18 protein-coding genes and 1 pseudogene are annotated in these 22,910 nt (G+C 65.2%); 4 read left to right on the top strand and 15 right to left on the bottom strand.

Annotated features, from left to right (window positions below; genetic code table 11):
* Both QRM96_RS20715 and QRM96_RS20720 read right to left on the bottom strand, forming a co-directional pair.
* Positions 1–235, bottom strand: a pseudogene (locus tag QRM96_RS20715) (cellulose synthase); the annotation flags it as partial.
* A complete protein-coding gene (locus QRM96_RS20720) occupies positions 232–1,359 on the bottom strand; it encodes a PP2C family protein-serine/threonine phosphatase (protein ID WP_285320830.1) in 1,128 nt (375 codons plus the stop codon). The gene QRM96_RS20720 and the pseudogene QRM96_RS20715, both read right to left, overlap by 4 nt.
* A gap of 547 nt (positions 1,360–1,906) precedes the next feature.
* On the opposite strand from QRM96_RS20720, the gene QRM96_RS20725 reads away from it, so the two are divergent.
* The 4 genes from QRM96_RS20725 (at position 1,907) to QRM96_RS20740 (ending at position 5,670) form a co-directional block, all read left to right on the top strand.
* On the top strand, positions 1,907–2,458 hold the full coding sequence (locus QRM96_RS20725; RefSeq protein WP_285320831.1) for a hypothetical protein: 552 nt from the start codon (positions 1,907–1,909) through the stop codon (positions 2,456–2,458).
* A 1-nt stretch (position 2,459) separates the two neighbouring features.
* Entirely contained in the window at positions 2,460–3,458 is a 999-nt protein-coding gene (locus QRM96_RS20730; RefSeq protein WP_285320832.1) for a hypothetical protein, read from the top strand.
* Positions 3,459–3,846: 388 nt separating this feature from the next.
* Positions 3,847–4,971 carry a GAF domain-containing SpoIIE family protein phosphatase gene (locus QRM96_RS20735; protein WP_285320833.1) on the top strand — a complete coding sequence of 375 codons (1,125 nt, stop codon included), beginning with the start codon at positions 3,847–3,849 and terminating at the stop codon, positions 4,969–4,971.
* A gap of 180 nt (positions 4,972–5,151) precedes the next feature.
* On the top strand, positions 5,152–5,670 hold the full coding sequence (locus tag QRM96_RS20740) for an Hpt domain-containing protein (protein WP_285320834.1): 519 nt from the start codon (positions 5,152–5,154) through the stop codon (positions 5,668–5,670).
* Between the two features lie 582 nt (positions 5,671–6,252).
* Here the strand turns inward: QRM96_RS20740 and QRM96_RS20745 are convergent.
* The 13 genes from QRM96_RS20745 to QRM96_RS20805 all read right to left on the bottom strand — a co-directional run bounded on the left by QRM96_RS20745 (position 6,253) and on the right by QRM96_RS20805 (position 22,798).
* A complete protein-coding gene (locus QRM96_RS20745; RefSeq protein WP_285320835.1) occupies positions 6,253–6,492 on the bottom strand; it encodes a carbohydrate-binding protein in 240 nt (79 codons plus the stop codon).
* Between the two features lie 119 nt (positions 6,493–6,611).
* Positions 6,612–7,154 (bottom strand): variant leucine-rich repeat-containing protein, encoded by a 543-nt coding sequence (locus tag QRM96_RS20750; RefSeq protein WP_285320836.1) that lies wholly within the window; start codon positions 7,152–7,154, stop codon positions 6,612–6,614.
* A gap of 2 nt (positions 7,155–7,156) precedes the next feature.
* Positions 7,157–8,299 carry an FHA domain-containing protein gene (locus tag QRM96_RS20755; protein WP_285320837.1) on the bottom strand — a complete coding sequence of 381 codons (1,143 nt, stop codon included), beginning with the start codon at positions 8,297–8,299 and terminating at the stop codon, positions 7,157–7,159.
* A 16-nt stretch (positions 8,300–8,315) separates the two neighbouring features.
* Complete coding sequence (locus QRM96_RS20760; protein WP_285320838.1) at positions 8,316–8,921, bottom strand: hypothetical protein; 606 nt, start codon at positions 8,919–8,921, stop codon at positions 8,316–8,318.
* A 32-nt stretch (positions 8,922–8,953) separates the two neighbouring features.
* Positions 8,954–9,940, bottom strand: coding sequence for a WXG100 family type VII secretion target (locus QRM96_RS20765; protein ID WP_285320839.1), 987 nt, complete (start codon positions 9,938–9,940; stop codon positions 8,954–8,956).
* A 52-nt stretch (positions 9,941–9,992) separates the two neighbouring features.
* The gene (locus tag QRM96_RS20770; protein ID WP_285320840.1) at positions 9,993–10,259 is read right to left on the bottom strand and encodes a WXG100 family type VII secretion target; all 267 of its coding nucleotides are present in this window, start codon (positions 10,257–10,259) and stop codon (positions 9,993–9,995) included.
* 114 nt (positions 10,260–10,373) lie between these two features.
* Positions 10,374–14,840, bottom strand: coding sequence for a type VII secretion EssC family protein (locus tag QRM96_RS20775; protein ID WP_285320841.1), 4,467 nt, complete (start codon positions 14,838–14,840; stop codon positions 10,374–10,376).
* On the bottom strand, positions 14,837–15,517 hold the full coding sequence (locus QRM96_RS20780; protein ID WP_285320842.1) for a hypothetical protein: 681 nt from the start codon (positions 15,515–15,517) through the stop codon (positions 14,837–14,839). The genes QRM96_RS20775 and QRM96_RS20780 overlap by 4 nt, the downstream gene beginning before the upstream one ends.
* 11 nt (positions 15,518–15,528) lie before the next feature.
* Complete coding sequence (locus tag QRM96_RS20785) at positions 15,529–17,103, bottom strand: protein kinase domain-containing protein (RefSeq protein WP_285320843.1); 1,575 nt, start codon at positions 17,101–17,103, stop codon at positions 15,529–15,531.
* Positions 17,100–18,557 (bottom strand): FHA domain-containing protein, encoded by a 1,458-nt coding sequence (locus QRM96_RS20790; RefSeq protein WP_285320844.1) that lies wholly within the window; start codon positions 18,555–18,557, stop codon positions 17,100–17,102. The genes QRM96_RS20785 and QRM96_RS20790 overlap by 4 nt, the downstream gene beginning before the upstream one ends.
* A gap of 22 nt (positions 18,558–18,579) precedes the next feature.
* On the bottom strand, positions 18,580–19,398 hold the full coding sequence (locus QRM96_RS20795) for a PP2C family protein-serine/threonine phosphatase (protein ID WP_285320845.1): 819 nt from the start codon (positions 19,396–19,398) through the stop codon (positions 18,580–18,582).
* A complete protein-coding gene (locus QRM96_RS20800) occupies positions 19,395–21,698 on the bottom strand; it encodes a transglutaminase TgpA family protein (protein ID WP_285320846.1) in 2,304 nt (767 codons plus the stop codon). The genes QRM96_RS20795 and QRM96_RS20800 overlap by 4 nt, the downstream gene beginning before the upstream one ends.
* The gene (locus QRM96_RS20805) at positions 21,698–22,798 is read right to left on the bottom strand and encodes a DUF58 domain-containing protein (protein ID WP_285320847.1); all 1,101 of its coding nucleotides are present in this window, start codon (positions 22,796–22,798) and stop codon (positions 21,698–21,700) included. Before QRM96_RS20805 ends, QRM96_RS20800 begins: the two co-directional genes overlap by 1 nt.
* Positions 22,799–22,910 lie beyond the last annotated feature (112 nt).

The following is a 22,910-nucleotide window of genomic DNA, read 5'->3' on the forward strand; positions in this document are numbered from 1 at the left end:
AGACGTCAACGGTGGCGTCATGGGGCGGCGGCGGGGCGCCCTTGCGGATCTTCAGTTTCCACACGGTCATACCGAAGAGCATGACGTCGATGAGGCTGTAGGTTTCCGCGACCACCAGCGGGAGGGCGATCCACCAGGCGTCCCAGTTGAGGGAAGCCGCCCAGCGCCACGCAATGTAGTTCAGGCCGGTGAGGACGGTGAGTACCACCACCAGCCGGGTCCAGAAGCGGGTCATGCCGCCTGCTCCAGGGGCAGGCGGCGCACCACGACCACCGTGACGTCGTCGTCGGCGGTTTCGGCAGGAGCCAGGGCCATGATGGACGTGCTGGCTTCATGTGCCGAGCCGGCCGCCTGGGTTGCGTGCTGCACCGCGTCCGTGAAGTCCTCCACGGATCCGAACACGTCCAGGACGCCGTCGCTGACCACCACCAGGGAATCGCCCGGAGCCAGTTCCAGGCCGGCCTGTGGCCACTGCGTCCCGGGCCAGGCGCCCACGGGCGGTCCTCCGGACGGAAGGCGGTCCGCCGGGCCCACGGGCCGGACGTGCAGCGCCAGGCCATGTCCGGCGTCGACATAGCTGACCTTGCCGGACGCCGCGTCCAGCCGGGCGTGGAACAGCGTCACGAAGGAATTGGAGGAATCGAGGTCCGCGGCGATGGCCTTGCTGGCGGACGCGAACCCGGCATCGAGGTCCTGGCGGAGTCCGGTGGAGCGCATCACGGCGCGGACCGTTGCCGCGATCAGCGCCGCGCCCATGCCTTTCCCCATGGCGTCGGCGAATGTCAGGTGGAGCCCGTCGGGCGTCTGGTACCAGTCGTAGAAGTCGCCGCCTACGCTGCGGGACGGGCGGAAGAGGCCGGCCACGTCGTAGCCGTCCACCCGGATGTCCTCCTTGGGAAGGAGGCTTTGCTGCACCTCCGTGGCACGCTTCAGCTCACTGCGGGCTGCAGAGTCCTGCGCAACCGGATCCTGAGTGATGGAGGGCCGACGGCGGAAGAGGGCATTGATGCGGGACTGCAGTTCACGGGGGCTGAACGGCTTGACGAGGTATTCGTCGGCTCCATTATCCAATCCGGTGAGCTTGTCCAGTTCGCCCGCCCGGGCTGTGAGCATCACAATAAACGCGTCGGAGAATTCCCGGAGGAGCTTGCACACCTCCATTCCGTCCAAGTCCGGGAGGTTCAAGTCAAGGGTCACCAAGTCCGGCCTATGGCGGCGGACCTCCTCCACGCCCGGCAGACCGGCCGCGGCTTCGGTGACCTCGAATCCCTGCCTTACCAAGACACGGACCAGCAAGCCGCGTATATCCGGGTCATCCTCGATGACCACGGCGCGGCGGAGTTCGGGGGCTGCGAGCATAGCTCTACTTCTACCGTATTAGTCCCGCCGGAGCATGTTGCTCATCATTTGGGACGTTCAACATTCGTTCATACGCATTTGAACTAACTAACCCTTCCACAAGAAGCCCTGCATACCGAGGTCCCCCTGCTGGAAGCATGTGGTGAGACACCTCGCAGTGCCGGGGACCTCTAAGTCCTTCACTCCAGAAAGGGCTGCCCGCCTCGCCGGCACCAACCAACAGCCAACTTTGAAAAGTCGCCGGCGAGCATGATTGTTGCCGGTTCTCGTGATGGAAACCCACGACTCGTTTTGAAAAGGAGGCGGTTCCAACGCCGTGCCCCGCACGCTTCCAATCACCTCCTGCTAGATACCTGCCTGACGCGTTTGAATATCTTGTGTTCTCGAAAACACACTCCATCCGCCTCAGCACGTGTCGTAATGACGTCACCGCGTGGCTTAGAAATGTGTCGTATGACTTGGGAAATGGGGTTTCTGTGCAAATATATTGCTCAGCCCCAATTACAGGGCCGATGGCACACCTAAACCATTTGTCCCTGGGGGAACCATGAACACTGCAAAATCCTTATCTGTGCTGTCCGCGGGAGCCATGCTCGCCCTGACCTCTGTTGTGGTGGGTCCGGCTGGCCCCTCGGAGGCCGCTGACACCACGACCACATTCACCGTCAGTGGCGGCGCGTTGGGTATCTCCGTGCCGGTGTCGAAGGATCTGGGATCCGGGGCAGCAGCCGGCACCCTCAGCGCCCAGTTGGGTGCTGTCACCGTCACAGACAACCGTGCACAACTTGGAGCGTCGTGGACCGCGCAGGCGTCTTCCACGGGATTCACTAACACGACTGTCACCGCCGCGGACCCCATCACCTCGGCGACCTACGCCTCGGGCGTCGCAACAGCCACGACGGGCATCGCGGCCTTTGTTCCCGGCCAACTCGCTAACGCTCTGCCTGCACCGTTGGGCGCAACCGGGATTACCGCGTTCTCAGCATCGGCAACCACGGGGAACAACTCCGCTACGTGGAATCCCACCGTTGTCGTGACCATCCCTGCGCAAGCAATTCAAGGCCGATACCAGGGTGTCATCACTCACTCCGTCTCCTAGCGTGACAGGAAACATCGGCCGCGCATTCTTGCTGGTATTGCTGCTGCTGCCCGGATTCTTCGCATCAACACCTGCTCACGCCGACTCCGACACGGCACCGGAAGGAATGCTCGGAGTCCGGTTGCTCGACGTACCCACCGCGCGGACAGATGATCCTCGCGCCCGGACCTACATCGTGGACCACCTCGCTCCGGGAACCACGATCCGGCGCAGAATCGAAATTTCCAACACGACCCCGGCTCCGGCAGCCGTCGCCGTGTACGAAGCGGCTGCGTCGATCAACGACGGTGTCTTCACCCCTGCGGCCGGACGCGATGGCAACGACCTGACCCACTGGACATCAGTGGAGGAGACGTCGCTGGAGCTGGCCAGCAATCAAGCACGCGCCGTTACGGTCACCATCACTGTCCCGTCTGACGCGGCCGCAGGCGAACATTACGGCGTGGTGTGGGCCGAAGTGCGGTCGACATCGCCCGGAACCGTTACCGTCGTCAACCGTGTCGGGATCCGCGTCTACCTGTCCGTCGGCGCCGGCGGCGAACCGCCCTCCGCTATGCACGTTGACTCGCTCACCGCAGCCAGAAGTCAAGACGGTCGGCCCACCGTGACAGCCCAGGTCAGCAACACGGGAAGGCGGGCTCTGGACATCGCTGGCCGGCTCACGCTCACCGCGGGCCCCGGGGGCCTTAGCGGAGGGCCATACGATACCGTAAAGGCCCTCACCATCCGTCCCGGGCAAAACGGAACAATTGAATTTGTTTTATCCGCTGGGCTGCCTGACGGGCCCTGGACCGCGCACCTTGATGCCACCAGTGGAACCACGATAGCCTCCCAGGACAACACCATCACCTTCCCCACCGTCCCACTGCTCCCTACTACACTTGAGCCGTCCCCGGACTTCACCCCGTGGCTCCCTTACGCCCTCGTTACGTCGGTCCTTATTCTCGTCGGGATACTCGCCCTTACCCGGGCCACAGCCCGGAAGAACACCAAAGCCTAAACTCACGAGGTCCTTGACCTTGGCGAAGTGTCAGGTGAAGGCGGCCTTGTAACGGAAGGTCGGCGCAGGAGAGGGCGAATTAGGACCACCGGCAGTCTTGTGGTCCCGGCAACGGCCAGCAGGGCGATGAAACCGGCGGGCTGGGCAAGGAACAAGATCAGGGCCACAATGAGTGGTCCGCTGTACGTCACGCCAAAAGTCACCATGGAAGCATCCAGCATCAGGTCAGGTCCATGAGGCGGTCCCAGATACCCAGGTGGTGCTGTAACCCCGTCCGATTCCCGCCCAACCGGCGTACGAGAGAGCGAAGGTAAACACTGTGAGCATCCCGTCCCCTGCCCGGTCTCAGGACCTAAGCGGTCACCTTGCCCCTGATGAGCCGAAAAGATTGAAATCACTCGCTGAGACCGGGTTGCTGGACTCACCGGCTGAAGAGGGATTTGACCGGATCACCCGGCTCGCGCAGAAGCTCTTCGGCGTCAGCGCCGCCTCCGTGGCTCTCATCGCCCAGGACAGGCAATTCCTCAAATCGGTCGTCGGGGACCTGAACGTCAACACCCCGAGGGCAGAGTCGTTTTGCAGCCACACAATCCTCACACCCAACACCCTTGTCATCGAAGACGCCCAACAAGATGACAGGTTCAGCAACAACCCCTTGGTCCTTGGACAGCCCAACATCCGCTTCTACGCCGGAGAACCACTCCAAGGCCCCGGAGGGCACAACATCGGCACCTTGTGCATCATCGACGACGTACCCAGAACATTCAGCGAGGAACAAAAACAGGTACTCCAGGACCTGGCCGCCATTGCCCAACGGGAAATCAACGTCCGCACCGACCTCAAGAACGGGGCCAAAATTCAACAGGCCCACCTGCCGGGAAATTCTCCATCCCTGCCCGGGTACAGCATCAGCGCCTGCTCCCGCCCGGCCGGTGACCTTTCAGGAGACTTCCACGACTGGCACCTCCACAACGGACGGCTTCGGTTCACACTGGCAGATGTCATGGGCAAAGGAACCGGACCGGCAATCCTCACCGCAACAGTCCGGGCAGGCCTGCGTGCAACGGCTGACAGAGAACCATCCGAGGCACTCACAGCAGTATCCGAAGAACTTCTGTCCAACCTGGCACGGACCGAGTCGTTCGTTACAGCATTCCACGCCGAACTGGACCCCGCCACAGGAATCGTTCGCTATGCCGACGCCGGTCATGGGCTCGCCCACCATGTAACAGCCGGCAGCGCCATCACGAGGCTGTCCACCCTGAACGCCCCGCTGGGAATCATGCCCGGCATGCAATGGCACACCCACAGCCTCACTCTGAACCACGGCGATTCCCTCATCATCCCCAGTGATGGGGTCCTCGAATTACTCAATGAAGACCTGAAAGAACTCGCAACAGCACTGCAGCTACTACCCGCCAGCACCGACGTAGCTACGGACTTGAACCGTTTGGCACTATCCCCGGGCGCCTCCACGGATGATGTGACGGTCCTGATCCTCCGCAGAAACTAAACCACCAAGAACCCCCAAAGACGGTAGGGTCGCGCCGACCAACCTGAGGAAATTTTGATGAAGTCCACGCACGATCTTGATAGTTCTCGGGCAGACTACCAAGGTCAGGTCATGCAGAGCGCCTGACCACTCCGCAATTTAGGTATTGCCGGGCGGCGCTCATCACTTTTTGAGGATCCCTTGATCGCCACCACCGAAACGTACCCCTTCAGACAAGACCCAGTCGCCTCTGCACCGACCCATCTGCCTGAGCCACGAGAAGTGGTTTCTTCAGACTCACCCCCCGGGCACGAGCTCCCGGTCCTGGATCTGCAGAATGCGTGGGACATCAGCGTAGACACTGGCGGCCCTGACTTGGCGATCAATTTCCTCACCGACTACATGAACCTGCTTCACGTGAGGATGTTCAGAATCCTGGCAGCCCTAACCGCTGAAGATCCAGAGCCCGCCGTAAATGCCGTCCTAAGCCTGAAAACTTCCTCCTCCATAGCCGGAGCACTCGAAATTGAAGGAAGTTGCGGTGTCCTCCTGGCCGCTATCGCAGCCGGCAACTTCCAACTGGCACGCGTCCTGGCCGTTGACTTGGGAGACCACGTGGACCGGATGGCGGCTGCAGCACCTGCGGTCTTAAAGCATGCAAATGAATATCTTTACCATCGAGCCATTGGCCCAAGTCCTGTTTCCACACCGAGTAACTAAACAGTTAGGCACTGGACAACATGCTGCCCGATGGGAGGACCCCTTTCACCGACGCGAATGGAGACGAACTCTCGCCCTTCCTCGGCCTGGGAACCTTCACCCCCACGTCGTCGTACCGGAATCGACAGCCATCAAAGTGGACCACGATTTGCCGTTCTCCGTCGGCGCCCTGCTGGGGTGTTCAAAGTTGAGAAAGAGGTCTGGAACCAGTTATAGGTTCCAGCCCTTTTACTTCATTCTTGTTCTATTGAGCGGCTTAGTACTTTTCTACCTCTTCCGCCTCGGTTGACGTGATACGCCTCGATGCCGGGGGCTTCGCCCAGGCAGTTCATGCCGGCTTACTAACGGGTGCCTCAAAACGAGGTTAGTTAATTATGACGGACTCAATTTCTGCATAGCCTGAGCCCCCGGCATATCCGGGTAGGCCCTTCGCGAGCCGGATCACGTTGTAGCCGGCGTTGAGGTTGATGGTGCTCGCTGCTGAGGTTGCAAATACACCCCAGCCGGCCCGTTGTGGGTAGGAAATTGTTGACCATGCGCTGCCATTGCCCTCGGCCGAGGTACTGGTCCGCCATTGGCATATCAAACCCGAAGTGAGTACTTGGCCGTGGTGGGGACGTTCACGATGAAGTCGACAAAACTGTCACTCCTGGCATCACCGGTGCCACCAACATAGGCGCCGTTGGACGCTGATGTCGATGTGTAACGCTTGGCGTTCACGACGGTGGCATTCTCGGCCTCGTAGGTTTGCTGGTAGCTCGTGGCGGCTCCGGCTGCCGGCGTAAGAACCCGCCCCTTTTGCAGGCGCTCCCCCAGCCTCACCGAAGAGCCGATAATTGTGATTCTGTAAGGCCGTGGGGAGTGAGTTACCGTAACCCGGTATGTCTCCGGCGGCTTCGACTGCGACTACTCCTGCAGCTGACGACCGACAATGAATTCCTTCATGCAGGCCAGTGAGTTTCCCGTTGTCGCCGTTCCGCCACAGCGATTCTTACCTCGGCGCTGCCGTACTGATCGAGCCAGTCAAGCAAGGCGGGGTAGGCCGATGGGTGCCGGGCTACTTCCAGCCATCGGGTTTGGTCGATGGCTGCAAGTTCCATTAGGTCCCTTGGTGGCAGGCTGCAGGGGATGTCCTGGCTTGATTCGTGGTCGGGATTTTTGAGCGCGGCGTCGGCACGTTCGACCGGCTGCGGTTGGACGCTGTGGCCTTGTTGCCCTGTTTGGAGGGAACTGTGGCCACGGAATGCTTTGCCAATTACGGCGACGACGCTTAGCAGTGCTATCAGGGGAGCGGCGATGACTATGGCGGGATACCGGAAGAACGGGATGCTTGCCAGCACCAGGGAGGCGACCACCAGTGTGCCGCCGATGCCACCGGCTGCGAGGCGGGTACGAGATGTAATGGCCTGGACCGGGGCGAAGACGATGATCAAGGTGATGAGCCCGGATATCAGCATCAGGATGTCGTAGATACTCCAGTACATCGTTAGCTCCCCCTGAGCTTTACCGAGAAATCCCCGAAGGCAATCTGCCATCCTTCCCCGGCGGGGGTTGGGTTCCCCGCGTGGGTCGCGAGGGATTCCCCGGCCGGGTTTGTCAGCACGGTGCCGTTGGTGGAGTGCAGATCCGTGATCCACACCAGCCCGTCGCGGGCTTGGACCATGGCGTGGGTTTTGGATACCGACTTGGTGTGGTCAGCAAGGCTCACCGCTACCGCCCCGGGCGCATCTGCGGGAGGTGAGGGATTCCGCCCGACAACGGTAGTTTCTCGGATCTCGATGGTGCGCCCGTCAGGCAGTTCCATGGCCCAAGGCACAGAACTCCCGATTCCGGCCCGTCTTGTAGCTTCGACGTCCTCGTCGTCGGGGTGCACTTGTGGGCCAATTGGCCCCTGCCTGGCCGTTCCCGAAGGAGCGGGGCTGCCGGTGGCGGGCGGTTCAGGGGAGCGGGTATAGCCCGGCACCCCGGTCACCATACCCAGCAGCGCGGCGGGCGCGGGAGGCACCGTTTCGGGCGGCATGGAGGGCAATGCGACTGCTGCCTGGATCGACGGGGAATACGCCGGAGGTCGGGGCGGCTCCGGTGCCCGGTGGTTTTCGGCGGCCGGTGGTGGAGGCGGTGGTGGCGGGACCGCGGCTTGTGTGGGGCTGGGCGAAGGAGACGTTTCGTTTCCGGCCGCAGGGGTTCCGGAGTCTGTCCCTTCGGTTCCTTCGCGAAGGCGGACCCGGGCGGAGGGATCGGCAGCCTGTACTTGGTTGCCCAGGTTACGCGCGAACTGGAGATAGGTGTGGTGTGCGACCATCCGCTTTGTTGATACCGGGATGAACCCGCCCACGGTCTGCTGGTTGGTCAGGTACCATTCGATGCGGGTGGAGGCGAAGGTGGCACCGGGCCGTTCCTCGAAGTCCAGGAAAAAGACCATGAGTTTGCTGAAGGAAATCAGGTAGTCGTTGATCCTGAATTCGATCTGCCGGTCACCGGAGCGTGTGGTGACGACGCGCTGTTTGCCTTTGAGCAGATCACCGGTGCTTTCCTGCGCGGCACGCTGAGCCATGTTGGCCACCTGCTCGATCGACAGGGACGTCTCGATGTCTACACCGTTCCACGCGTATTTGTGCGGCTTGCCCATGGGCTTTCCCTCCTTTTCAGGCTTGGGGGATGAGGGTGGTTGGCAGGGTGTCGGTGGGTTGGCCAGAGGTAAAGTCCGGCGAGGCGATGCTGAGGGTCCCTGTCCTGGTCCCCCGGGCGGTGACAACGGCGAACGTGGCAGCATCGGCACCGATGGGTGCCAGGAGCACTGCGGCGTTCTCATCTGCGCCCTCTCGCAGCGGTGCTCCGGCAAAGGCAGCCACGAACTCCCGTGCTCGTCCTCGCGGTACTTCGCTTATCTCGTTGATGCCGTTGGCCAGCGTGATGATCAGGACCTTGTTGCCGTTAGTGGATTCAAAGATCGCGAACCGCAGCCCGGCAGCGACGTGGGGTTCTGCTGACGTGGCGGCGTAGCCGAGATGTTCAGGCAATGTTCCCGCGGCTGGGGAGAGCAGAGCGGATATTTCCGGGGCCAAATCCGTGTTCCCGGGACCCGTGAGCATTCCGCGCATATACAAACTGCGGGTTCCTCTGGCAACTGCCCGCAACAGGTCGTCCGGATCCTGGGCACTGACGGTGGGCAGGGACGTCTTCCAGTCCTTTCCCATGCGGACGGCGGCAGCGACGACCTCGTCGTCGCTGAGTAGTACTTGTTTGCTCACGTTGTCTCCTCCGGCAGAGATTGTTCGGATTTTTAGTTCCACCACGTCAGGGCGTTCTTGCCGACGGTCAGCACAGACTCGCCGATGGTTTGCAGGGTCTCGACCGGATGCTGCACCACATAGTCGCTCACCAAGGTTCGGCCCTCTGCGGTGAAGTCTGACTTCATGGCTTCCTGGACGTCGAACGAGACGGCGTTGGACCCGAACGCAAGAAGCTTGAAATCGGACTTCTGCAGTTCTGGAATGACGAAGTCCTGGCCGACCGTGAGGACCGCCTGGCCCGCTGCCCCCAGGGCATCGAGGGGGTGGTCCATGATGTAGTTGCCGACCGTTGCCCTGCCGCCGGCGGAAAAGTCGGCCTGTAAGGCTTGCTGGCCCGCGTACGAGGCCGCGTCAACCGCCGCGGCACCCAGCTCACCCACACCGCCGAGATGCCGCAGGCCCATGGAAGCGGCATCTGCGCCATCAAAAACGCTGAACGTGCCATGCCGGATCTTGTCGGCAAGGGAGTACACATCCATTGCTTCATCAAGGTGTCCCACTACGGGCAGGTCGGTTCCAAGGAACGTGGCCCCGTCAGCCGCCGTCTTGAGGAGGTCCCATGGCTTGACGCCCCCTGGGAGAGCGCCGTCACGAACGACGTCGATTGCCTCCTTAAGGCTGTCGAGGGCTCCACCGACCATGGCGCTGTTGAACGCTGGCACGCCGCCGCGGCTGCCTGCGCTTCCCGACGCGTGGACTTGAGCGCCGCCGTCCACCGCACTGACGCGTTCCTGATCGTCGGCGTTCCGGCGCACCGTCGCGGCTGTGTCGCGAAGGAGACGGGCAGAAGTTGCCACCCGCGCGTTGTGCTCGCCTTCCCATTGCCCACGGAACCGGTCAGCGTCTGGGCCGAGCCAGGTGCTGTGCTGGACGGCGTTGCCCAAAAAGGTCCTGTGTTCCTCCAGCTGGTCGGCTGCGCGATCCAGTTGCGCGGCGAGTGAGCGTAAAGCTGCGACGTCTGCGCCGTACATCGTCATTCCAACCTCCAAGATTGTGTGTGAGGGGCGGTGGGACCGCCCCTCACGGTGGTCATGATTGTGCCGCGTTCTCCTGCTGCGTGGCGTTCATGGATGCTTTCTGGGAGGCATCGTGCAGTGCCTGGACAACCTGCCGCAGGGAGCTCGAATGTGCACCGGCCCATTCGTTCCTGAATGCGGTCGCGTCCGGTCCCTGCCATTGCGTACCTTCAAGGGACGACGTCAGGCTGGCGAGGATCGATTGAATCTCCTCGGCCTTCTGGTTGAGCTGCGAGCTCAGCTGTCGAACTTGCTGGACATCAAGTCCCCACATGGCCATATGCGTTCTCCATTCTCTTTGGTGTGCGAAACCGGTTATCGGTTCCGATTCGCTTGCTGCCGGTGCGATGCAGCAAAACTATCCGCGGCGTGGCCGCGGGTCGATGGGGATGATTCACCATTCCTCCGCTGCTCCCGTCTCGGCCACCTGGAGCCGCGAAGCACGGCCCTTGGCGATGAGGAATCCACGTCCGGGCGGGAAATCGCTGCGCCGGATCCGGCCAAGCGGCGCCCCGAGCAGATCGCCGTCCAAATCGCCGGGGACCAGCAGCAGGCCCCGGCGGCCGGATTTGAAGTGCGGGGTGATCGAGTACGCCTGGGACCAAGTGGACACTTCGGCCTCGCCCACGACAAATTGACCGCTGGTGATGGCCAGTTTGAGCAGACGGCTGAGGTCGGCCTCCGCCACAGTTCCATGGAATTCAGTGACGCTTTCGATGAAGAGCGCGATCCGCGCTCCACCGGGGGCTTCTTCCAGCTGGCTGATGAGCCGCGAACACAGGGCCGCGACGTCGGCGGGGCCCTCCGCCGAGGCTGCCCACCCGCCCCGTCGAGAGAGCGCCGAGGTACGGGGGCTCAGCAGGACGCTGGACGTGCCCGTCCCGCTACGGCGAACCGCGGCGGCGAGGGTGGCAAGCGCTGTGGTCCGCCCGCTGCCTGGCGGCCCGGACACCATGAACGGTCCCCTAAGCTCGATGGCTGCGGGGCCAAGAGCAACATCATCGACCCCGATGACGGCCCGCTGTTCGAATACCGCCGGCAACGCCGACAATTCTACCTGGTCAGGGAGCTTGCCGACCGGCTCCGGGCGCCGGCTGCCGCCCCTGCCGATGCTCGCCGCCAGATGCTGCACCTCCCGGGCCTGGAGTGCGAGGTTGGCGTGGCCGCCGATGACGGCGAACTGCAGTTCGTTGCCGTCAAGGATCCCGCGCCCGGGCGGCGAGGCCGGGCTGAGCACGTCTTTAGCGACGCCCAGGAGCGTGTATTCGTCCTCTGCCGCGAGCCGAAGGACGATCCGGCGCTGCACCGTCGCCGCGATTGACGTCGGCACGGCGGCGGGCCGGTCGGCCGTCATCACGATATGGACGCCGAGCTGGCGTCCATCAGCGGCGATCTGGTTGAACGCGGCAAACCACGCGGCGTTCTGGGCGCTGCCGAACTCGTACTGCTCGCGGAACACGCCGACGCCATCGATGAGCAGGTAGATCCTGGGTTCGTCGGGTGCGTTGGCCAGCTGCCGGTATTCGCCGATCGTGCCCGCGCCCACTGCCGCGTACCGGAGGGCACGGTCATCGACGATGTCGCGCAGCCGGCGAAGGACCCGGATGACCCGCTCCTCGTCGTCGCCGGAAACTACCGCCGCAACGTGGGGAAGGGGCTCGAGCATCCTCAGGCCGCCTGCCCCAAAGTCGAGGCAGTAGACGTGGGCCGCTCCGCCGCGCGTCGTGATGGCCGCAGCCGCAGCGATGGTGCGCAACGCCGTGCTCTTCCCGGAACCGCCGGTTCCGAAAATCGCCATGTTTCCTTCCCTGTCGGGTTCGTAGAAGACAGGACGCTGGGACTGGATATCAGGCTCGTCCAGAACTCCGATGGGAACACGTTCGTCGGTGCGGGGATTCGGTAACCGGCTTAAGTTGTAGGTGGGGGCAAGGGTGTCAAGCCACGGGCGCCGGGGTTGCGGCACACCGGCCGTCTTAGCGGCCGTCGAGATCGTGCCCACGAGGCGTCCGATGTCGGTGGGAGCGTCCTCCGGATCCTCCGGGGCACCCTCCACTTCCGGCGATTCCCACACGGTGGGAGCGCCGAAGGTTAGCTCTTCGACGTCGATTTGGGGTGGGGGCGCGATGGAGGTTGTGTGGCCGCCAAGGTATCCCGTCTGGAAGGTCCGAAGGCGCCCGGGACCGGTCTTGGCCGCGCCGCGCCCGGGAATTGCGGGGTCGAAATGCGCTGCCAGGGGGCTGTCCAGAATGTCCATGGAGTCTTCGGTGTCCGCCATTCTCAGGGCGATGCGCAGGTTGGTGTTGGCTCTGAGGTTGTCCTTGATCACGCCGGCGGGGCGTTGGGTCGCAAGGATCAGGTGAAGCCCGAGTGAGCGCCCGCGCTGCGCCACGTCCACCACTCCCTCGACGAATTCGGGCACTTCCTGGACGAGGGCAGCGAACTCATCCACGACGATGACCAGGCTCGGCGGGCACTCCGGATCACCGGCGCGCTCCAGTGACGCGAGATCCTTTTTCTTCTTGCGTTCCAGCAGCCGCTCCCGGTACCGCAGTTCTGCCCGCAGGGAGGTCAGCGCGCGGCGGACCAGGTGTGGTGAGAGGTCGGTGACGAGACCCACGACGTGGGGCAGCTTCACGCAGTCGGCGAAGGCTGCACCGCCCTTGTAGTCCACGAACAGGAAAGTGAGCCGGTCGGGGCTGTTCGCCGCGGCCATCCCGAGGACCCACGACTGGAGGAATTCCGATTTCCCGGAACCTGTCGTCCCGCCGACGAGCGCGTGGGGGCCGTCGCGGCGAAGGTCAAGGTAAAAGGGCACCGACCCTGCGTGCCCGACCAGGGCGCGTAGATGGCCGTCCTTCCGGCGTCGGGCAGGAGAGCCGTCCCGGACGGTGAGCGATGCGTTCTCCTGCCACCGTTCGATGATCCGGTCGGGACGTTCGAGCAGTTCCAGCCCGGCAAGGGCCGGATACGAGACCTGCCTGGGCAGGTCGGAGTCGTCGTCCTCCGGAGAGCCGATGTCCACGACCGGGGCAAGCCCCCGGGCGACGTGTTCCAGCCGCGCCGGCTCGATATGTTCGGCCGCAACGGGCATCGTCCGCTCGCCCAGGCGGACCTGGCCGACGATGGCACCGGAATCGGTTCCGTCAAGGGCGACGTACATGCGGCATACGGCTGGCAGGCGGTCAACGCTCGGCGCGCACCAGATCACGTGGACGCTGGCGTCCGCGCCGAGTTCGGCCAGGCGGGTCAGGCGGCCACGATCGACGGGGGCGTCATGGTCGACAACCAGGACCACGGCCGGGAGCGTCGGGGCGGGCACCTGTTCGGCCTGGTCCGGATCGAGCGGTCCCCGGTCGGGAGTGGCCGCGCCGGAGAGGGATTCCCGGCGCGTTTCGACGAGTCCTTCGAGCTGTGCGAGCAGCGCGGCCGCCGCCGCGGGATTGTCGGCCAGCAGGGGTCCGTCGACGGGGCTGTGCGCGGAGGTCGCGTGCGGCATCCATTTGAGCCACTCCCATGACGTGCGGGAGGCCGGGGACATCATGCTGGCCACGACAGCTTCCGCGGGGGAGTGGCGGGCCAGTAACTGGAAGACCGCACCGCAGGCTACCGTTTCCCGCTCGGTGGCGCGGCCCGCGAAGCCGAGCGCCCCCGAGCTTCGGAGCTGGGCGACGATCGGCACCCGGTCAACGGTGGAGAACTCGGTCTTTAGCTGCAGGAGCTGTTCCCAATACTCCGGTTTTGTGTCGTTACTGTGGGGCAACGCGAGCACATTCCGTGACTCCGCTCGCCCGAGACCGAGATGCACGGCGAGGAAGGTGGGGTGCTCGGGACGTTCGCTCCACAGGAGCGGTCCAAGCTGCCGGGCGGCCTCGATAAGCTCTCCGGTGCCGGGAAGCTCGGCGGTGCGGATGCGTCGTTCGGTGTCACGGGCCTGCTCCATGCGTTCCTGCAGCTGCAGCATGGCCCCGTCGAAGCGGGCGCGTTCCGTTTTTGCGGTGTGGCGGGCAGCCATTGTGTTATCGACGTAGCTTCCGATGAGCAGCAGCGGACTCATGGCCATCATGACGACGCCGAGCAGCTGCCCGGTGAAGAGGAAGAGAACGGTACCAACGATCAGGGGCGCGACTATAGCGAGGTAGGGGAACCGTTGCCTCGGCGCGGAACGCGGGGGCGTCGGGGCGGAGAATTCTTCGCCGCGATAGCGGGCGACGATGCGGGGGGAGCGGATGAAGTCCACTATTGCCCCGCCGCCGGGAGCGGTGGGTGAATTCTGCAGGGCAACGACGCTCAGCGAGGTGTCGCCCAGCATGAGGACGTCGGCAGAGGTCAACGTGGCGCGGGCGACGGGTTCGCCGCCGATGATCACCCCGTTGGAGGAGTTCAGGTCGATGATTTCAATTGCTTCGCCGACGTTGATCCGGGCGTGGCGTTTGGAGACCAGACCGTCCGAGAGGCGGACGTCGACATCGCGGTCACGGCCCACGACACTGGCACCATACGGCAGCGTGTGTTCCTGCCCGCTGTCGGGCCCGGAAAGTATCCGCAGCACGGCCGCTGCTGGGCCGCGGTCGGCACCTGGTGTCTGGAACTGGCTGGTCAGGGCGGCAAGCTCGATGGTGGCCCCGGACCGCAGCCCTGCCTCTCCGATGAGGGCGTCAGGATTGAGTTCGCGTGTCGCGTTGGCGTTTCCGGGTTCGGCGATGCGGAGCGAATATCGCGTGTCCGGTGCCGCTGCCCGGTTCCCTGCGGGGTCGGCGGCGGCGAGCTTCGCAGCGACGTCGCCGATGGTGGCGGTTGCGTCGGCCGTGATGACGACATCGGATATTCCGCTGCTGCGGCGCAGGGAGACTTTGAGTCTCATAGAACCCCCTTTTCCAAGAGTGCAAGATCGGCCCGGGTGACGAGCCGTGAGGTGATGGCGTATTCGACGAGTCGGATACGCCGGTTTGTTGCGTAGGAGCTCTGCCCGCCGCGCATGCCTTGAACTCCGATGCGGTCGAACTTGTCGCAGACGTTGTCGAGTTTGCGGTTGAAGCGGGTGAGCGCCCAGCCCAGCCGCTCGGCCGCTTTGGCGTTCGTTGGGATTTCGCCCCGGCCGCTGCCGTCGAAGCGGAGCATCTGTTCGGCCAGCGCCACGATCAGCGCCCGCTGTGATTCAGTCAGGGTCACCGATCCGATGGTTGTCGCTCCCTCGTGGGACGAGACGTCTGTGTAGGCGAACGCCGGTTCGGTTGCGTGCAGCGCCAGTTCATAGGTGGTGGGACCGGCAGTGAAGACGACGGTCGTGCGGGCGAAGACCAGCGGGAGCCGCCCGCCCGGGGCGAGCCAGGACTGCAAACGGCCGGCGCCGTCGGTCACGGTCACAGGGAGGCGTGAACCGACGTTTGAAAGCACCCAAAAACCGTCAAACCACGACACCTGGAGCAGGCGGCGGTGGAGAAACGGGTTGTCGTCCACGACCAGGTCTGCGTCCCTCCCTATCGTGAAGAAGGCTTCTCTCGTCACCGGAAACCACTCACCGCAGAATTCGATCTGCATGTCTGGGCTGCTCACGGGACACACCCCAGGGACGGTTCGTCCGACGTTCGCCCCGATGAGCGGCGCAGGAGCACCTCTACACACGTGCGCCCGCTGCTGGCGGCCGGAACGGTGACGGTGGGGCCGCTGGTTTCCGCCAGCGGGCTTGATGAGCCCTGTTCAACGGTGCGCCACAGATAGCTGTCCCCTTCCTTGGGGTCGGGGTCGCTCCACGAAAAAACCACCTTCTGGCCCTCGACCTTGCCCGTGACAGCCGTTACGGCCGGAACGGAGCCTCCCGCCGGCGCGATCGCCACGGGCGCCGCTGTGCTGGGCCGGTTCCCGGGGCTTGGGCCGCTCAGTGCGCCGGACGCGGCGATGACCGCCGCCAGCACACCTGCCGCGGCGAGGGTCGCGGCCGCGATTCCGATCACAGCCAGACGGCGCGGGGGCCTGCGCTCTGCCGATGCCTTCGCTTGTGGGTCCACGGATACGGGCCGGAGCATGGTGTCCGGCACCGGGGGCGCCGCCAAACCGACGGCGGGACGGGCAGACAGCTGGACCCTGTCGATCGTGACATCGAGGGGAGGGTCCTCGTCCTGGTTTCCGGGCAGCGGCCGGGTTGCCGGCGGCAATTTCTTCGCTGGCGGTACCGGCGAGGCCTGGGCCTGGATGGAGACGATGTTGCGGATACGGGTCCCATCGTCGTCATCAGCGGCCTGCTCAAGGATGAACTCTTCCTCCATGACGTCGATGCCTGTGGCCTGCATACCGAGCCCGATTTGGGTGCGCTGCAATGCCAACGCGAAGGCCATGGCGGTCGGGAACCGGTCACCGGGCGTCTTGGACATCGCCCTGCGCAGGACCTGCTCCAAGGCGCTGGACACATCAGAGCGGCCGATGGGAGGGACGGCGGCTGTGGTGATCCGGCCGATCAAGTCCACGTGGGTGTTCGAAGCCCCCGGGACTTCGAATGGTGAGCGCCCGGCCAACAGCGTGTAGAGGGTTGCGGCGAGGGCGTACACGTCCGATGTTGCGTCGCTTCGCGCCGGCGCCGCGAACGATTCCGGCGGCGACCAGGGAACGGACATGCCGCTGGCTTCCGCGCCCGAGCCCGTGGTGGCGGCGATGCCGAAGTCGGTCAGCGCGGGCCGGCCATAATCGGTGACCAGAACATTCGCGGGCTTGATGTCCCGGTGCAGGATGCCGGCACGATGCGCCGTTTCCACCGCGGCGGCAATCTGCACGCCGATCCGCAGGGTCTCGGCTTCCGAAAGCCGCTCGCGCCGATACCGCGCCTGCAGGTTGGGTTTGGAGCAGTACTCCATCACTAGGTACGGCCTGCGGTCCTCGGAAATTCCCGCCTCATGGATCGAAACGATCGACGGGTGCGAGGCCAGCTGCGCCATGAGGTTCGCCTCTTCGGTGAACTCCGCAACAGTGTCGGTGCCGAGCTTGTCGAAAAGCATCACCTTGACGGCTACCTGCCGGCGGGGGAGGAGCTGCTGGTAGAGGAACACGTCAGCGAAGCCGCCCGAGCCGAGCAGTTGAAGGTACTCGAAGCCCGGCAACGACGGAGGCGCCGACGGCGGCCTGCGGGCGCTCATCGGAGGCCCTCGAAGCCGAGTTCCACGCCGTCGCCCATCTCCAGCCGGTCGCCGGCCACCAGGATCGTTGATTCCCCGGGCTGCAGGCGGACCGGATCACAGCCCGGGCGCAGCAGCCTCGTGCCGTTCATCGTGTCGAGGTCCACCGCCAGCACGTCCTCGCCGATCAGCCGCAACTCAAGGTGGCTGCGGGAGATGTCCTGGTTAGGGCTGGGAACGGTTACCAGACGCGGGACGTTGCCGCCCTGGACCCGGACGAGCTGGGGCCGGCGTCCTACCACTGCCCCGCGGTCAAGTGTGACCCGCTCACCGGTAGAGACGACAAGGGTCGCGGGAGCTCCGCGTCCCGGGGCTGTATGGCCGCCGGGGGTGACTGCTCCTGCCTGCGTGCCCGCCTGAGCCATAAACGATTGGATCTTCGCGGTCGAGACCGTCTCGTCGTCGTGGTCTCCCAGCCTGTCCTGGCCCACCGGTTCGGGCAGGGCTGTCCCTGCGAACTGAGGCAATCCTGAAATCATGCCCGCCGGGACGGGGCCGGGTTCGGCCGGGGATTCCACAGCGCGCACGGCTGCCCCCTCGACCGATGTCTTGGTCGTGTCGCCGTAGAGCAGCCTGTCGTAGTCCTCCGGCGCGGGAAATCCGTCGACAGTTCCAACCTCCCATGACCGGTCGGCGACGAGCGGCTCGATGGTCGTATCGCCACCAGGCGCTGGCCCCGCGGCGGACTCACTGGGCCCTGATTCCGGGCCGGGATCCTCCGGGGCAGGATCCCCTGGTTCGGAATCTTCCGGGTCGGTCTCCAGACGTTCCGGTTCGGCTGCTGCCCCGCCCACGGCATCGTCAGCAAGCGGCACCGGATGCTCACCGGGAGGGGCATCCATGACAGGAGGTGCGACGGCGGATGGTCCCGGGATCAGAGGTTCAAGGACGGGCGCTTCGATGCTTGACGCGTCCGGGACGGATTGTTCGGTGTCCGGGCCGGCCGGCGGTTTCGGGGTTGCGGGCACCTGGAGCAGGACGGGGAGGGAGGGATCCGAGGGCACTGTCTGTGGCGCACCGAACGTGAACCCGATCTGACCGGCAAGCACGATCCCGTCGTTGATGGGCAGCCGCGGCGCGCCGGCGCCGGGTGCGCTCACCGTGAAGGATTCGACTCCCTCGATGCCGCGTTCGTTCCAGGTGGCCACGCCCATGCCGCCGACGATCACCTCGCCTGAGCTCGATGCGGCCCAGACCTCGAGGGGTCCGCGCACGGCGACGCGGACTTCGTCACCGGACGGGGTGCGGGACACGACGGCGAAGGGCGGCAAAGCGGAGAGGCTTGCGCCGAAACCGCTGACGATGCCCTCGAGTACGGCGGTAAGGCCGCCGCCCTCACCCAGCGCCAGCCACACACTCTCCGCCAATTCCGGCGGGACATCATGGGAAAGCATCGCCACGCCGTCGTCCGTCACGAGCGCTAACCAATCACCCGAACTATAGCGGCCCATGTCCAGTCCTTTCTTTGGTGCTCACAACACGTGGGAGGGTGTCCTCGTCGGGAAGCTGCGCCAGGGCGTCGATCTCTGCCTCCCGGTCGATGGCGCGGAGGGCGTCAACCACGACGACGGTGACGTTGTCACGGCCGCCGTGCAGCAGTGCTTCGTGAACGAGGCGGGTAGCTGCCGACTGGGGGGACCTTTCTTCCGAGAGCACCTGCGTCAACCTGGCTGCATCGAGTTCCTTACTGAGGCCATCGGAACAAACCATGATCCGGTCCCCCTGGGCTATTGGAAGGAGCCAATAGTCGGGTTCGTCGTAGGAGCCGGCACCGACAGCCTTCGTGATCACATTGCGGCGGGGATGGCGCTCGGCTTCAGTGGCGGAGATTTCTCCTTTGTCCACTAAGTCCTGGACTTCGGAATGGTCGACACTGATCTGTTCTAGTACTCCGGCGGCCAGGCGGTAAGTGCGCGAATCACCGATGTTGACGACCAGCCAATAGGCTTCGCCGGCCTGCTCGGTGACCGCCACCCCCGAGATCGTCGTGCCGGCGGAGTCAGCGCCTGTGCTGATAACCGAAACGTCCTGGACGGCCCGGGCGAAGGCTCGTTCCACGTCATCGAGTGCCACGATTGGACGGCCGCGAAGTTCCGCAAAGGCGTCGATGGCGGCGGCACTGGCACGGTCGCCGCCGGTGTGGCCGCCCATTCCGTCCGCGACGAAGAACAGCGGCGGCTCGGCGAGAAAGGAATCTTCGTTCAGGGGCCTGCGCCGGCCGCGGTCGGAGTGGGCTCCCCAGGCAAGGTCGATCATTGGTTCTTCGCCTTCTTCAACGAAAGATGGGTGATGCGGGGGAGGGGGATCCGTGAAGCCCGAAGCCGGACGTCGCGCATGGCAGAGCGCGCAAAATACCTGGCTGCCAGGCGGCGCCGCCAGCCTACGGCGCGGCGGATCCTCTGGCCGGCTGTCTCGACGTCTGCCCAATACGCTGCGATCTCAGCATCGCTGGGCTGACCGGTCCCGAAGGCTGCGTGATCGGCACGGGAGGCCAGCGGGGCTATGGCCTCCCGGGGGAAGTGTTCGCCAAGCAGCGTCGCTTCCTCACGACGGGTGGCCCCGGGGGGAACATCGGCGCCGTGGTCCACGACGAGGTCGACCAGCTCGGACCAGCCGCCGCTGATCCGGTCTGAAGCACGTGAGGCAGCTTTTCGTGCGCGGCGCCGCCGCCACCGCAGCCAGGCAGCCAGCGCAGCGGGGGCCAGCAGCAGAGACAGGAGGCCGATACCGGCGCCGGTCCAGCGCAGGGCAGCCCACAGGCCGGCCAAGTCGGTCGGGGCAGACCCGTCAGAGGCTTCCTTGACAGGTGGTGCGGGCGGAAGCTCCACCGGAGGAACCACGGGCGGGGGAGGCTGCTGAACCTGCGGCTGGGGCTTTTGCTGATGCTGCGGCACTTCCTGCTTGGGCACCTGGTCCGTCGGCGGTGTCGGGTTGAAGGAAACCCAGCCGACATGGTCGAACGGGACTTCCACCCAGGCGTGCACATCGGCTCCAGTGATGGTGATGGCGCCGGCGGACGCGGGATGGTCCTGCCGGAACCCCATCACGACGCGCGCCGGGATGCCGAGCTGCCGGGCCATCAAAGCCATCGCCACGGCATACTGTTCGTCATCGCCGACCATTTGGGTTCCCTCGAGCAGTGTGGAAACCCGTTCAGAGGTGTGGCCGGCGCGCGACCTCGCTTCGCCCTCGAGCCCATGGCTGAAGAATCCGGCGCTGTGGAGCTTGGATTCGATGGCTTTCAGCTGTTCCCATGGCGTGGACGCGCCGGCCGTAAACTGGGTGGCCAGGGTCCCGACGATTTCGGGAACGTTTTGTGGCGTGGAAAGCGTCATCGCTGACACCCGGGCCGTGGCGAGCGTCGCGTCGTCGGGCGTCTTAGGGATGATGGCTTCGGCCGTGTAATGGTCCCCCCGGAGGACCCCGCCGACCATGACAGCCGTTCCGGTGCCGGGGTTGTAATTCAGGCCGGCGCGGCGGTCGGCCAGGGTTCCGTCGTCCAACTCCAGGGCGTCAAGGTAGCCGGCGTCCGGCATCCAGACGCCGGTCAGCTGGTCAATGGTCACCGAGTACGTGGCCTGGTCGCCTTCGGCCGTGGTGGTGATTTTGCGGCCCACGCGGGAGAACTGTCCGGCCCCGGCCGAGCCGTTGTTGGCGACCCGGTAGACAATCCCGTCGTATTGGTCCAGCGCCGCGAGGCGGATGGCCGCACCTGGCGGGAGCCCCTCGACGGTAAAGAGTTTCAGGGACTCTCCGCCGGTGGTGAACTGGCGGAACGAGGTCAGCGGGCTGGCCAGATCGTGGACATCCAGCGGTGGTACGACGGCGTCGCGCAGGACGGTGCGGTCGGTGGGCAGCGGGACGAGCGCGCCCGCGGCCACCCCCGCACCGAGTGCTGCGGCCAGGGTGGCTGCTGCCATCACGTGGCGGTTGCCGCGGGGCACCTGCCCCAGCGCAAGGTTCCCCGCTCCGCCCGGGCGGCCGGCGTACAACGCCCACGCCGTGAGCAGGACCGCCAGGACGGCTCCCACGACAGCGGGCATGAACGCGGTGTAGGTGCCCAGCGTGATCGCAACAAGCAGGAGCACGCCGGCGGGCAGGGCCGCCCACTGGGGCCGCCGGCTGCGCAGGGTGATGCTTCCCGCAGCGGCGCCGCCGAGGATGCCGAGGGCGTACGGGGCGATCAGGAGCGCCTCCATGCCTGAGACGGGAGTAGCTGCTGTGAGCATGTCCTTCCAGACCCGGATCAGGCCCAGCGCAAGTGCCTTGAGTACATCCAGGGTTGGAACCGCACCGAAAAGGCTCCCCTCACGCAAGACCAATGCCCCGCCGGCGGCGAAATAGGCCACCACGGCCGCAGCCGTGACACTCAGGGGTCCCAACCGCCACCGGGCCCCCACAGCCGCGGCGAGGCTTCCCAGCAGCACTCCGCCGCCGAGCGCGGTCCAGAACTCGGGAACGGCATACACGGGGTACAGCGGAACCAGCGCGAGGGTAACCCCAATGGCCGAGATGACCGCTGCCAGGGTCCTTCGCCCGTCTCGTGGCATAGCCATCAGATCCCTTTCCGAAGGGCCGTGCCGAGGTCCTCCAGGGTTGGCACCGTCAGCAGGGTGAGGTCACCTGACGTGCGGCGGCGCAGCCCGGAGCTGGGGTCCACGGTTACGGCGAGGCGGTGCGCTGCCAAGGGCAGCCGGGAGGAGGCGCGGGTCAGCTGTTCCGGACCGACCCGGGATCCTGCCACCAGCACCACAACGGAAGCGCCGGGGGCATGGGCGGAGACTGTTCCGGCCTGGTCCTGCAGCGGCCGGGCCCGCTCGTCCAGTTCCACGCCCGACAGGCCGTCGAGCAACTGCCCCTTGGTATGGCGGGCCATGGCGCGGTGGGGTCCCAGCAGGGTGATCGCCTTGCCGTCGGCAAGGGCGTGCACGCCCACCGAGCCGGCAACGCTGACTGCGAGTTCGAATTCCTCCGGTTCGGCGTACTCCCCGGGCCGGGAGGCCAGGAGAATGGCCACCTGTGAGCGGCGGGTTTCTTCGAACTGTCGCACCATGAGGTTTTGGGCTCGCGCGCTGGACTTCCAATGGATGTGGCGCCGGTCATCACCGGGTGCGTATTGGCGCAGGGCGTGGAAGGCGATGTCGTCATTCGAGATGTTCTGCCTGGCGAGGCCGTCGAGGTCGCGCAGGAGGCCGGTGGAGGAGTTGGCCAGTTGCACGACGCGCGGATGGACGTAAAGCTCGGTCGGGTCGTTGAGTCCCGCGGCCCGGCGCATCAGGTTTAAGGGGTCCGCTTTCACGGACCGGACCGGGCCGAGCTGCAGGACGGCGCGGCGCTGGGTGGGGACGGTGAAGAGCTCCTCGAGTTCCTCACCGGCTCCCAGGCGAGGCACCTGGAACGTTGCCAGGCCCCGGCCCACGGGGAGCTCAACCTGTGCCGCGGAGATGGGGCGGGCCCCCGCGTTGCGTACCAGCAGGCGTCCCACGGCCTGCTCCCCGACGACGACCCGCCTGCTGGCGAGATCAATGGCGACGTCATAGCGGGCCTTGCCGAGGACGAAGCCGATGGCTGCGAGAAACAGGACCGCCAGAACCCAGGCGGCGGCCCAGAGTTCCCGCCAGCCCAGGACGAGTCCGAGGGCGACGGCGGCGGTCATCACGGCCAGGCAGACCCACCCCGGCCTGCTGATAATGCTGGCCCGGGCCGCCGCCGCGGTCCATACCGGGCTGAGCCGTTGTATCGCCGCCTTGACGGTGTCGAGGACCGGC

The sequence above is a fragment of the Pseudarthrobacter sp. lyk4-40-TYG-27 genome (assembly GCF_030209295.1).
GTDB lineage: Bacteria > Actinomycetota > Actinomycetes > Actinomycetales > Micrococcaceae > Arthrobacter.

Coding starts and splice junctions, on each gene's coding strand:
- QRM96_RS20720 (WP_285320830.1), bottom strand. CDS start 1,359: ATGCTCGCAGCCCCCGAACTCCGCCGCGCCGTGGTCATCGAGGATGAC.
- QRM96_RS20725 (WP_285320831.1), top strand. CDS start 1,907: ATGAACACTGCAAAATCCTTATCTGTGCTGTCCGCGGGAGCCATGCTC.
- QRM96_RS20750 (WP_285320836.1), bottom strand. CDS start 7,154: ATGTACTGGAGTATCTACGACATCCTGATGCTGATATCCGGGCTCATC.
- QRM96_RS20755 (WP_285320837.1), bottom strand. CDS start 8,299: ATGGGCAAGCCGCACAAATACGCGTGGAACGGTGTAGACATCGAGACG.
- QRM96_RS20765 (WP_285320839.1), bottom strand. CDS start 9,940: ATGACGATGTACGGCGCAGACGTCGCAGCTTTACGCTCACTCGCCGCG.
- QRM96_RS20770 (WP_285320840.1), bottom strand. CDS start 10,259: ATGGCCATGTGGGGACTTGATGTCCAGCAAGTTCGACAGCTGAGCTCG.
- QRM96_RS20775 (WP_285320841.1), bottom strand. CDS start 14,840: ATGAGACTCAAAGTCTCCCTGCGCCGCAGCAGCGGAATATCCGATGTC.
- QRM96_RS20780 (WP_285320842.1), bottom strand. CDS start 15,517: ATGCAGATCGAATTCTGCGGTGAGTGGTTTCCGGTGACGAGAGAAGCC.
- QRM96_RS20785 (WP_285320843.1), bottom strand. CDS start 17,103: ATGAGCGCCCGCAGGCCGCCGTCGGCGCCTCCGTCGTTGCCGGGCTTC.
- QRM96_RS20795 (WP_285320845.1), bottom strand. CDS start 19,398: ATGATCGACCTTGCCTGGGGAGCCCACTCCGACCGCGGCCGGCGCAGG.
- QRM96_RS20800 (WP_285320846.1), bottom strand. CDS start 21,698: ATGGCTATGCCACGAGACGGGCGAAGGACCCTGGCAGCGGTCATCTCG.
- QRM96_RS20805 (WP_285320847.1), bottom strand. CDS start 22,798: ATGACCGCCGCCGTCGCCCTCGGACTCGTCCTGGGCTGGCGGGAACTC.